Annotated in this window: 11 protein-coding genes; all 11 read left to right on the top strand. The window is 30.1% G+C overall.

The features are described from left to right. The first annotated feature begins 32 nt into the window (after window positions 1–32). The 11 genes from menD (at window position 33) to ABJD66_RS01675 (ending at window position 11,611) form a co-directional block, all read left to right on the top strand. The gene (gene menD, locus ABJD66_RS01725) at window positions 33–1,790 is read left to right on the top strand and encodes a 2-succinyl-5-enolpyruvyl-6-hydroxy-3-cyclohexene-1-carboxylic-acid synthase (RefSeq protein ID WP_348127508.1); all 1,758 of its coding nucleotides are present in this window, start codon (window positions 33–35) and stop codon (window positions 1,788–1,790) included. 41 nt (window positions 1,791–1,831) lie between these two features. Beyond that, complete coding sequence (locus tag ABJD66_RS01720; RefSeq protein WP_100896191.1) at window positions 1,832–2,176, top strand: DUF2853 family protein; 345 nt, start codon at window positions 1,832–1,834, stop codon at window positions 2,174–2,176. A gap of 83 nt (window positions 2,177–2,259) precedes the next feature. Continuing rightward, window positions 2,260–3,087, top strand: coding sequence for a S1-like domain-containing RNA-binding protein (locus ABJD66_RS01715; RefSeq protein WP_100896190.1), 828 nt, complete (start codon window positions 2,260–2,262; stop codon window positions 3,085–3,087). Between the two features lie 152 nt (window positions 3,088–3,239). After that, window positions 3,240–3,848: an SPOR domain-containing protein gene (locus ABJD66_RS01710; protein ID WP_100896189.1), complete on the top strand. Its 609-nt coding sequence runs from the start codon at window positions 3,240–3,242 to the stop codon at window positions 3,846–3,848. Window positions 3,849–3,850: 2 nt separating this feature from the next. Then, on the top strand, window positions 3,851–4,756 hold the full coding sequence (menA, locus tag ABJD66_RS01705; RefSeq protein ID WP_348127503.1) for a 1,4-dihydroxy-2-naphthoate octaprenyltransferase: 906 nt from the start codon (window positions 3,851–3,853) through the stop codon (window positions 4,754–4,756). Window positions 4,757–4,793: 37 nt separating this feature from the next. Continuing rightward, a complete protein-coding gene (locus ABJD66_RS01700) occupies window positions 4,794–5,540 on the top strand; it encodes a response regulator (RefSeq protein ID WP_100896187.1) in 747 nt (248 codons plus the stop codon). Between the two features lie 301 nt (window positions 5,541–5,841). Further along, window positions 5,842–7,872 carry a histidine kinase dimerization/phosphoacceptor domain -containing protein gene (locus tag ABJD66_RS01695; RefSeq protein ID WP_348127500.1) on the top strand — a complete coding sequence of 677 codons (2,031 nt, stop codon included), beginning with the start codon at window positions 5,842–5,844 and terminating at the stop codon, window positions 7,870–7,872. 22 nt (window positions 7,873–7,894) lie between these two features. Then, window positions 7,895–8,575: a metal-dependent hydrolase gene (locus ABJD66_RS01690; RefSeq protein ID WP_348127497.1), complete on the top strand. Its 681-nt coding sequence runs from the start codon at window positions 7,895–7,897 to the stop codon at window positions 8,573–8,575. A gap of 12 nt (window positions 8,576–8,587) precedes the next feature. After that, window positions 8,588–9,637, top strand: coding sequence for an o-succinylbenzoate synthase (locus tag ABJD66_RS01685; protein WP_348127494.1), 1,050 nt, complete (start codon window positions 8,588–8,590; stop codon window positions 9,635–9,637). Beyond that, on the top strand, window positions 9,628–10,566 hold the full coding sequence (locus ABJD66_RS01680) for a CPBP family intramembrane glutamic endopeptidase (RefSeq protein WP_100896873.1): 939 nt from the start codon (window positions 9,628–9,630) through the stop codon (window positions 10,564–10,566). Before ABJD66_RS01685 ends, ABJD66_RS01680 begins: the two co-directional genes overlap by 10 nt. Continuing rightward, window positions 10,556–11,611, top strand: a complete 1,056-nt coding sequence (locus ABJD66_RS01675) for an AMP-binding protein (RefSeq protein ID WP_348127490.1) — start codon at window positions 10,556–10,558, stop codon at window positions 11,609–11,611. Before ABJD66_RS01680 ends, ABJD66_RS01675 begins: the two co-directional genes overlap by 11 nt. Window positions 11,612–11,775: the final 164 nt, after the last annotated feature.

Raw genomic sequence — 11,775 nt, 5'->3', positions numbered from 1 at the left:
ATAATTAAATTACTAATAAATATTCTTATAATTTGAGATACTCTAGCATACCTACTGCCCAATCTGTAATACTGCATTGTAAGGCTAAAGGGGTTAAAGATATTGTAATATCACCAGGTTCTAGAAATGCACCATTAACTATTGGGTTTACAGAAGATCCGTATTTTAAGTGTTATAGTATAGTAGATGAGCGTTGTGCTGCTTTTTTTGCACTAGGTATTGCACAAAATACGGGTAAAATTGTAGCTGTAGTATGTACTTCTGGTAGTGCTATGCTTAACTATTACCCAGCGGTAGCAGAGGCTTATTATAGTGATATTCCTTTACTTGTAATTTCTGCAGATAGGCCAAGTTATAGAATAGACATAGGAGACGGACAAACAATACGGCAAGAGGATGCTTTTAAAAACCATATTGGTTACCAAGCCAATTTAAAGCAAGATGTTTCCCATGCTACTGAAACAGTTGAGAAATTTGGACAGTCTATATTGTCTTCTAAAAAAACAATAGAAGAGCAACAAAAAAATATTAATGTTTACAATGGCGTTGAGTTAGAAAATGCTATAGATTATGCTATGCAGGAGTTTGCTCCAGTACATATTAATGTGCCCTTAGAGGAGCCTTTGTATAATACAGAGGAGCATAGTTGTGTATATCCTACAGTAAAGGAAGAAGAAGATATTATGCCAAAAACTTGTTCTGGCTTAGATGATTTTGCTTCTATATGGAATACGTCTACTAGAAAAATGATTTTAGTAGGTGTTAATAAGCCAAATGTAGTAGAACAGCAGTTTTTAGATGAATTGGCAGAAGATGAATCTGTAATTGTATTTACAGAAACAACATCTAATATACACCATCCAACATTTTTTAATAGTATAGATAGCATTTTAGCTCCTATTGAAAAATCAGAGAATAAAGAAGAGTTATTTTCTGCACTAAGACCAGATATGTTATTAACCTTTGGCGGGTTAGTAGTATCAAAAAAAATAAAACATTTTTTACGCAATTATAAGCCTAAACACCATTGGCATATAGATGGTAAAAAGGCATACAATACATTCTTTAGTTTGTCTCATCACTTTAAAGTAGACACAAATACGTTTTTTAATACTTTTTTAGATAAGACAAAGTTTGTAGACAGTACGTACTTTGCTAAATGGTCTAAAGTAAAAGAGAATTATGAAGAAAAGCGTAATGCTTACTTAAAGACTATTGAGTTTTCAGATATGCTAGCTTTTTCAAACATATTACCAAGCATACCAGATGGATACCAAGTACATTTATCTAATAGCTCTACGGTAAGGTATGCGCAGTTATTTCCTTTAAAAAATACGCTAAAGGTATATTGTAATAGAGGAACTAGTGGTATAGATGGTTGTACGTCTACAGCCGTAGGTGCATCAATCTATAACAAAAAGCCAACGTTACTGGTTACAGGAGATTTAAGCTTTTTGTATGATAGCAATGCACTTTGGAACAATTATGTAAAACCTAATTTTAGAATAATTGTAATAAATAATAGTGGTGGAGGTATTTTTAGGATTCTACCAGGGCAAGAAGAAACAGAAAATTATAAAACATATTTTGAAACCGCTCATAATTTAGAAATTTCTAATTTGTGTACTATGTATGGTGTTGATTATAAGTTGGCTGAGGACGAACAAACGTTAAAGCAACATTTAGAAGATTTTTACAATGAATCTGATAAAGCAAAATTATTAGAGGTGAAAACACCTAGAATAATAAACAATAAAATTTTGCTTAGTTATTTTGATTTTATATCTTAGAAGCATTATTAACATTAACTATACAAAAGAACATTAAAATTATGAGTCAAAGAGATGATTTAATTACAAAGTATGCAGCGGATTTAAAAGATAAATTTGGAGAAACTGCAGATATGGATTTATTAACAAAAGTAACTATTGGTTTAGGTCCGTCTATTTATAATAAAGATTCTTCTAAAGTATCTGGTTCAGATGAAAAAGAATTAGAAACAGTGAAGAAAAACTTTTTAATGAAAAAGTTAGGGATGAGTGATGATCCTAAGTTAATGGAAGGTATTAAAGCTGTTATGGATAAATACGGTGCTTCTAACAGAAACAAACATAGAGCTGTTGTGTATTACAAATTAGCACAACATTTTAAAAAGGAGTCTGTTTACAATAAATAGATTTTAATAAATTATGTAAAAGAGGCTACCTAAGTAAGGTAGCCTCTTTTTTTTACTGTACTTTTGTAGTATATAATAGTAAAATGGAATTAGGAAAATACAACTCTTTAGAAATATTAAGAGATACCAGTGTTGGTTTGTTTTTAGGAGATACAGACGGTAACGATGTTTTGTTACCAAATAAATATGTGCCAGAGAATTTTGAAATAGGAGATATGCTTACTGTATTCTGCTATTTAGATTATGATGAGAGACCTATTGCAACAACATTAAAACCATACATTATTCGTAATGATTTTCATTTGTTGCGTGTAGCTGAGGTTAATAACTTTGGTGCTTTTATGGAATGGGGACTAGAGAAGCATTTATTAGTGCCATTTAGAGAACAACGAACTAAAATGGTAGACAATCAATGGTATATTGTTTATTGTTATTTAGATGAGCAAACAGATAGGTTGGTTGCATCTAATAAATTAGATAAGTTTTTATCTAACGAAGAGTTAACTGTAGAGAATAATGATGAGGTAAATGTATTATTTACTCGTAAAACCGATCTTGGTTGGGAAGTAATAATTAATAACCTGCATAAAGGTTTGGTGTATGCTAATGAAGTATTTAAAGATATAGCAATTGGTGATAAACAAATAGGATATATTAAAAACATACGACCAGACAATAAAATTGATGTTTCTCTACAACCTCTAGGGCATTTAATTTTAGAGCCAACGGCTAATACTATTTACGAAAAATTAAAGGATAATGGAGGCTTTTTAGGCTTACATGATAAATCTGATCCTGAAGATATAAAAAGAGAACTACAGCTAAGTAAAAAGGCCTTTAAAAAAGGAATTGGAACATTGTACAGAGAACGTAGAATAGAAATTAAACCAGACGGAATATATTTGATTTAAATAATTAGGAGTTAGTTTGTAAAATTAAACTTACAATAGTAATATTGTGCCTTAAATTAAATACTACAATATTTTATTTTAGTTTAAAAAACGTTAAATTGCATAGACCATATAACTATAAGCAAACATTAACCAACCTGTAAATTTAAAATATGCCATTTATTGAAGAAGTAGATTTATTAGAGCTACACAAAGATATTGATAAGGCTCAATTAATGAACGAACGTTTATTAGATCAAATTAAATATAAAAATAAAGAATTAAAGAGGAAGAGAAGGCAGCGTAATGTCTTAGGTGTAATTGCGGCTGTATTTTTTCTTGGTACTTTGGTGTTTACTTCTTTTTCAGCAGGTTTATCTACAAGAGCAAGAGCTTTTAATACAGAAGAGAATAATAATATTTTAGTTTCTATAGATAGTTTAGATGTTATTAAATCTCGTATAAATAACCTAAAAGAGCAAAACGAAGAATTAAACTTTGTTAATGATTTTTATTTAGCTCGTAATATTCTAGAAAAACAAACAATTTATTCTGTACAAGTAAAAACATTTGTAGACAACAATGTCACATTGGTGTCTAACTCTTTAGCAAATACATTATTTGTAAAGAATAACCCTTTTTATACATATTCTATTGGAAATTTTGAAACTATTGAAGAAGCAAGAACTTTTAGGTTACAGCTTGTAAAAATGGGTTTTGAAGATGCTTTTGTTGCTTCATATAAAGATGGCAAAAGACTAAAAATAGAGAATCCTAACTAAGAATGAAATTAAAAGCTTGGGTAAATGCAGCCAGGTTAAGAACCTTACCATTATCTATTTCCGGAATTATTGTTGGTTATGCTTTAGCTAGTTTTTATGGTTTTGCCAATATTACCATTTTTGTATTAGCACTTTTAACTACTGTTGCCTTACAGGTAACATCTAATTTTGCTAATGATTATGGAGATGGCGTTAAAGGCACAGATAATGATGATAGAATAGGTCCAAAACGTGCCTTGCAAAGTGGTATACTTAGCCGTAAGGAACTTAAAAAAGGAATTATAGTTGCTATTGCAATTAGTCTTTTTTTAATAATAGCATTAATATTATCTGCTTTTACAACAGATAGCCTTATTTATATAGGAATATTTTTTTTACTAGGAGTTTTTGCTGTTTGGGCATCAATAAAATACACTGTTGGTAAATCTGCCTACGGCTACAGAGGTCTAGGAGATGTTTTTGTATTTATCTTTTTTGGACTTGTAAGTGTACTTGGTTCTATGTTTTTGCTTACAAAGTCTTTGTATATAATAACTATTTTACCGGCAGTTACCATAGGGTTGCTAAGTGTAGCTGTACTTAACTTAAATAATTTAAGAGATATTGTTTCTGATAAAAACTCAGGAAAAAACACGATTGTAGTTAAAATGGGTTTTTTAAACGGAAAAAGATACCATTATTCAATACTTATAACTAGCTTTATATGCGTATTGTGTTTTACGGTATATAATTATACAAATTTTTTAAACTTTCTGTGGATATTAGCTTATATCCCTATTGCTAAACACTTTATAAAAGTTTTAAAAATGAAGGATTCATCAACAATGGATCCAGAACTCAAAATAGTAGCCTTAAGCAGTTTTTTATTCGCTATTTTGTTTTATTTTAGTTTTAATAATTTTTTGTAAATTAGCATAGATAAAGTCCATTATAAAACCAACAGAATTGGAAAAACCCATAAAAATATTAATTGTAGAAGATAACGTTATTATAGCAGATGATATGCAATCTATGCTAGAAGAAATTGGCTATGAAATAGTTGGTAACGTAATTGTATACGAGCAAGCGGAAGAAGTATTAAGAACAACAGAGGTAGATTTAGTTCTTATAGATATCATACTAGCATCAGACAAAACCGGTATAGATTTAGGTAAGCATATTAGAGACAATTATAACATACCATTTATTTTTGTAACATCTAACTCTGATAGAGCTACAGTAGAAAAGGCAAAAGTTGTTAAGCCAAATGGTTATTTAGTAAAACCTTTTGAGCAACAAGATTTATATACGTCAATAGAAATTGCATTATCTAACTTTAATTATTTAGATAAACAAGGTCTTACAGAGGATGATGTAGAAAAGCCAATGTCCAATTCTGTATTAAAGGATTCTATTTTTGTTAAAAAGCAGCATTTATATTACAGAATAAACTTTACAGATATACAGTTTATAAAAGCTGATAACGTATACCTAGAAGTAAACACTGCAGATAAAAAATTCCTAGTTAGATCACCACTAAAAGATTATTTAGAAAAACTACCTAGAGACAAGTTTTATAGAGCTCACAAATCTTACATTGTTAATGTAGATCATATTGGTGCTGTGAACTCCAAAGATGTTATGATTAATGATAAGTTAATCCCTATATCAAAAGAATTTAAAGAGTTTATTATTTCTTCAATGAACTCTTAGTTACTCTAAAATATATTACAAAGCCTTGCTAATTTTCTAGCAAGGCTTTTTTGTTGCTAATATTTAGTGAAACCTTGTAATATTAAATAATATATTACCATTCTTACATAACTACGGTTCATTTATACATTTTAAGCAGTTTTGCCTTATTATTTTTGCTATTTTGAGCTTATAATTATTAAGAAAATCATAACTTGCCCTATAGTTTAACAAAAACTTAAGAAGAAAGAGCGTTTTAGGGCAATTCACTCTTTTACTTATACCCAAGTAAGTCAAAATTTTTTTATAATAGACCCCTAATATGATTACAAAAATTGCTGAATTTTTAAGTAACAATAAAAACATAGAGTACACTTTAAAAACTAACACCAGCGTATTTTCTACAAAAATATGTGTAACAGTATTATTTTTTTTACTTGCAATTACTAATACCTCTGTAGCACAAGATATAGAGTTACAACAAACTGTTTTGGATAGCTTTGTTAAAATTCCGTCTGCAAAAGACAAGTTTGCATACTTTTATAAAACACCAAATAGGTATAAAGAAAACTCTAGTTATGAGTGGTTAGAGCGTATAGACTCTATGCTAACAAAGGCAAAAAATGCTCCAGATGATGGTTCTGTAGAATATTATAGAATATTACAAGCTCACATACACCAAGACTTAGTTCAGTATGATAAAAGTATTGCAATTACCAACGAGTTGTATATTGATAAAACAAAGCTAAGTGATACGCTTAAAAGTGCTCTTTTAGATATTATGGATGAGAATTATTCTCAACTTAAATTATATGAAAAGCAAATTGCAATACGTAAAGAAAAAAAGGAACTAGGTTTAGCAGATAATATTTCATTCTTTGATATATATGCAGATCAAGGACTTTATCAAAAAGCAAGAAGTGAGTATATAAGAGAAAAAAGCAATGTTGTTATTAGTCAAGACTATTACGGGCAAGCTGTTTATAATAACAAAATTGGAGATTTTTTAAGGTTAGATAAATCATCACAAGTAGCACTAGAAAAATACCAAGAAGCACGTAAATTTATAAACACATATCTAGATACAATAGCAAGACCAAAGACTGAAGATGAATTGGTAAAAGGAGTGCTGTTAAAAGGAGTTATAGAAGGTAACATTGGTAAATGCTATATGTTATTAAAAAGATACGAAGAGGCAATACCTTTGTTAGACTCTAGTTTGGTAAAAATTAGAGAAAATAATGTAGAAGTTTATTCTCAAGACGCTGTAGAAAATACTTTAGACCTAGCTAACTGTTATTTACAAACTAATAAATTAGACAAGGTTTTAGAGCTTATTAACGATGACTTAAAAACAATTGAGGTGTCTAATGTGTTGCGTAAAAACCAATTGTTAGCGGTTTATTACCAAAAAATGGACGATTATAGAAGAGCAAACTTCTATTTAAATAATAATATCAGAATTAACGATTCTATCAGAGTTAATGAAACGCTAAAAAAGCATCAGCAAATAGCAACAGTTTTTGAAAAAGAACTAGAAAATTCTGAGGATAGATTAGACGAAAAAAAGATAGAATTAGAGAATGCAAAAATAGAGGCTCAAGCTAGTGATGAGCGTATGAGTCTTATTTTAATATCACTAATATTTACATTATTAGGCTTAGGAGGTTTAGTATTTGCGTATATTAAAAGTATTAAAAATCAACGTGTTATTGCAAAGCAAAATAACATTATAGAAAGTCAGTTAACAGAAAAAGATTCGCTTTTAAAAGAGATTCACCATAGAGTAAAAAATAACCTTCAAATGGTATCTAGTTTGTTAAGCTTGCAAACTAAAAATACTAAAAGTAAGGCTGCAATTATGGCTTTAGAAGAGGGTAAAAGTAGAGTTAAAGCAATGGCTTTAATTCATCAAAAATTATATCAGAATGATGATTTATCGGTAATAGAAATGCAAGGCTACGTAGAGAGTTTGGTAAACAGTGTGCAGTCTGTATTTAAAAAAGGCGGACATAACATTAATATTACCATTGATGCAGAAGGTGTAGAGTTAGATATTGATAGAGCAATCCCTTTTGGTTTAATATTAAACGAGCTTGTATCTAATTCCTTTAAATATGCTTTTCCAGATAATGATGAAAACGGAAAAATATACATTCATTTAAGAAACACAGAAACTGGTGGTTACTTTGAGTATACAGATAACGGTGTAGGTTTACCAGAGGATACAGACGAAAGAACAAAGTCATCTATGGGTATTCGTTTAATGAACCGTTTGGTAAATCAGTTACAATCTACACTTAATATAGATAAATCTGTAGAAGGAGTTCGTTTTTGGTTCAATTTTAAATAAATTTGAACTAAAATAACATACTATGAAAATTACATTTCTTGGTCACGCAACTTTGTTACTAGAGGTTGGAGGCAAAACTGTTTTGGTAGATCCATTTATTTCAGGAAACCCAAAGAATAATAATCAAGTAGATAAAGATACTTTAAATCCTGATTATATATTAGTTACGCATGCGCATCAAGATCATGTTTTAGATGTAGAAGACATAGCAAAAAGAACCAATGCCGTAATTGTTAGTAATTTTGAAATTGCTACATATTATGAAAACAAAGGTTTAAAAGTGCACCCAATGAACCACGGTGGTAGTTGGACTTTTGATTTTGGAACCGTAAAATATGTAAACGCAATACATACATCTTCATTTGCAGATGGTTCTGAAGGTGGTCTTCCTGGCGGATTTATTATTACATCAGCAAATAAAAGTATTTACATAGCTGGCGATACAGCCTTAACTATGGATATGAAACTTATACCAATGTTTGCCAAATTAGACTTAGCTGTTTTACCTATAGGCGATAATTTTACAATGGGTGTAGATGATGCTATTATAGCATCTAACTTTGTAGAATGTAATACTATTTTAGGTTACCATTTTGATACCTTTGGTTTTATAGAGATTGATGAAGCTAAAGCTGTAGAAAAGTTTAAAGCAGCCGGTAAGCAACTACATTTATTGCCAATAGGTGATTCTCTTACAGTATAATACTGTAGTCTTATGAAAGCAATTTATAAAAAATACACTCTAGATTTTAAAAGACCTAGTGGTACGTCACGTGGTATACTAACCCAAAAAGAGACATGGTTTATTATTTTAATAAACGATAATAAAACAGGAATTGGAGAATGCGGAATTTTAAGAGGTTTAAGTATAGACGATGTTCCAAATTATGAAGAAAAGCTATATTGGGTGTGTAACAACATTCATTTGGGATTAGATGCTCTTTTGAGTGTTTTAGTAGAGTATCCTAGCATACAATTTGGTTTAGAGCAAGCATTTTTATCTTTAGCAGCAGAAAATCCTTTTATTCTATTTAAAAATGATTTTTCAACCAAAGAAGCTACAATTCCTATAAACGGATTAATTTGGATGGGAGAGGAGTCTTTTATGCATCAACAAATACAACAAAAACTACAAGACGGTTTTAGTTGCATTAAAATGAAAATAGGAGCAATAGATTTTGATAAAGAAGTTTCGCTTTTAAAATCGATCAGAAAAAAATATAAAAAAGAGGAAATAGAGTTACGTGTAGATGCTAATGGTGCTTTTAAAGAAGATGCCTTAGATAAACTTAAAATTTTAGCAGAATTAGACTTACACTCTATAGAACAGCCAATTAAGCAAGGTAATTATGCGCAAATGAAAAATTTGTGTGCCGTTACGCCATTACCTATTGCTTTAGATGAAGAATTAATTGGTGTTTTTGGTGTAACAAAAAAGGAAAACCTGCTACAAACTATACAACCTCAATATATTATTTTAAAGCCTAGTCTAGTTGGTGGTTTTAAAGGTTGCCAAGAATGGATTACTATTGCAGAGAAGTATAATATTGGTTGGTGGGTTACAAGTGCTTTAGAAAGTAATATTGGCTTAAATGCCATTGCACAATGGACCTACAGTTTACAGAGTAAAATGCCGCAAGGCTTGGGTACAGGTAGTTTGTATACCAACAATTTTAATAGTCCTTTGGAGGTTAGTAACGGAGCTATTAGTTACCGTAATAACCTAGATTGGCAACAAAATTTAATAGAAGATTTATGTATATAGAACAAGGACTAAAAGCAAAAACAAGAGGTATGTGGAAGTATTTTATTCTTCCTACAGGTTTTATAATTTTAATGATATTTAATTATATCTCTGTTAAAGCTTCTCCTGTGCCTGTAGATGAGTTAATGGATAAAATGATAGAGCAACTTGGCAGAAACCTTGTGTTTGCTATTAACCTAGTACCTTTAGCTTTTGGTTTGTTGGTTGTTTTAGGTTGGACAAAACTTGTGCACGGACAGTCTGTAACATCTTTAACTACCGCAAGAAAAAAAATAGACTTTAAACGTATTGGCTTTTCTTTTGCCTTTTGGGGATTACTAACCATATTCTTATTTGCTATAGGTTTTGTACTTTCTCCAGAGGATTTTGTTTTTAACTTTAAACTAGGACCTTTTATTACTTTAGCTATTATTAGCATACTTTTAATACCCTTACAAACCAGTTTTGAAGAATACCTTTTTAGAGGACATATGATGCAAGGTCTGGGTATTTTAGCAGGTAATAAGCTAGTGCCTTTAATTGTAACATCTGTTTTATTTGGTGTTATGCACATGGCTAACCCAGAGGTAGAAACACTTGGTTATGGTATAATGGTGTACTACATTGGTACAGGTTTCTTTTTAGGTATTATAACTTTAATGGATGATGGTTTAGAACTTGCCCTTGGTTTTCACGCTGCTAATAATTTAATTGGAGCTTTGTTGGTTACTGCAGATTGGACCGTTTTTCAGACAGATTCTATTTATGTAGATGTGAGTAAGCCAGAACTAGGTTGGGATATTTTTGTACCTGTTTTAGTAATATATCCAATATTAATACTCCTTTTTGCTAAAAAATATAAGTGGACAAACTGGAAAGAAAAACTAACTGGTAAAGTTTTAAAAGAAGAGGAATTGACTCCTGAGCAACTTACAGACAATGCATTTTAATACAAAAATACATCCTAAATTTAAACTTAATGGTGTTTCTTTCTCTTATGATAGTCTAAAAGCGTTTACTTTAGAATTAATTAATAAAGATAATTTTGAAAATGCCATAGGTTTATTTTTGCAAGATTGGCTTTCTAATTCGCCTACATTAATTGTACACACTTCTGGTTCTACAGGTACACCTAAGCCAATAATAATACATAAAAAGCAGATGATTAATTCTGCTTTAGCAACAGGTGCTTTTTTTCATTTAAAAGAAAGTGATAGTGCTTTGTTGTGTTTGCCAGCAACTTATATAGCAGGAAAAATGATGTTAGTTAGAGCATTAGTTCTTGGTTTAGAAATAGACTATGTAGATCCTAGTTCTAATCCTTTAAATAAAATAAGCAAACAATACAAGTTTTCTGCAATGGTTCCTATGCAGGTAAATAATAGTTTACAAAAATTACATATAATAGATACACTTATAATTGGTGGTGCAGCAGTTTCTTTAGATTTAAAAGATAAATTAAAAAATGCCTCTACACATTTGTATGAAACTTATGGGATGACAGAGACTATTACTCATATTGCTTTAAAAGAAATAAAATCGGCATCATTTAAAACTCTGCCAAACGTAAAAATTTCTTTAGATAATCGTAATTGTTTGGTAATAGATGCACCAAAAGTATCAACACAAATTATAACAACTAATGATGTAGTAGAATTAGTTTCAGAATCTGAATTTATATGGTTAGGTAGGTTTGATAATATTATAAACTCTGGAGGAATAAAATTGAATCCAGAGCAAATTGAAGCTAAATTATCTGACTATATTAAAACCGATTTTTTTGTATCTAGTTTGCCAGACCCTGTTTTAGAAAACAAGCTTGTTTTGCTCATAGAAGGTGAGCAACAAAATGAAGATATTTTAGCTGCACTAAAAGAATCTGAGGTGTTTACTTTTTATGAAATACCTAAAGATGTTTACTATATACAAGAATTTACACGTACCAATTCTGGTAAAATTCAACGTACTAAAACTCTGCAATTACTTAAAAAGTAACTTTACTCACTCAAAAGTACACTTCCCTAATTCTATGTTTTTCTATTAATGTCTGTATTGTAGGTTTGTTTTAAACTTATAAACCAGTCATTATGAAAAACTTTTTAATTGCCTTATGTATTATTTTTTGTAGCACACAATTAAGTGCTCAGACAAAAACGGAT

Source organism: Cellulophaga sp., assembly GCF_039943695.1.
Lineage (GTDB): Bacteria > Bacteroidota > Bacteroidia > Flavobacteriales > Flavobacteriaceae > Cellulophaga.
This window is presented reverse-complemented; position numbering and strand designations above follow the sequence as displayed.

Bases quoted from the DNA above. Each gene is read 5' to 3' on its own strand.
- ABJD66_RS01720 (WP_100896191.1), top strand. From the start codon at position 1,832: ATGAGTCAAAGAGATGATTTAATTACAAAGTATGCAGCGGATTTAAAA.
- ABJD66_RS01715 (WP_100896190.1), top strand. From the start codon at position 2,260: ATGGAATTAGGAAAATACAACTCTTTAGAAATATTAAGAGATACCAGT.
- ABJD66_RS01710 (WP_100896189.1), top strand. From the start codon at position 3,240: ATGCCATTTATTGAAGAAGTAGATTTATTAGAGCTACACAAAGATATT.
- menA (WP_348127503.1), top strand. From the start codon at position 3,851: ATGAAATTAAAAGCTTGGGTAAATGCAGCCAGGTTAAGAACCTTACCA.
- ABJD66_RS01695 (WP_348127500.1), top strand. From the start codon at position 5,842: ATGATTACAAAAATTGCTGAATTTTTAAGTAACAATAAAAACATAGAG.
- ABJD66_RS01690 (WP_348127497.1), top strand. From the start codon at position 7,895: ATGAAAATTACATTTCTTGGTCACGCAACTTTGTTACTAGAGGTTGGA.
- ABJD66_RS01685 (WP_348127494.1), top strand. From the start codon at position 8,588: ATGAAAGCAATTTATAAAAAATACACTCTAGATTTTAAAAGACCTAGT.
- ABJD66_RS01680 (WP_100896873.1), top strand. From the start codon at position 9,628: ATGTATATAGAACAAGGACTAAAAGCAAAAACAAGAGGTATGTGGAAG.
- ABJD66_RS01675 (WP_348127490.1), top strand. From the start codon at position 10,556: ATGCATTTTAATACAAAAATACATCCTAAATTTAAACTTAATGGTGTT.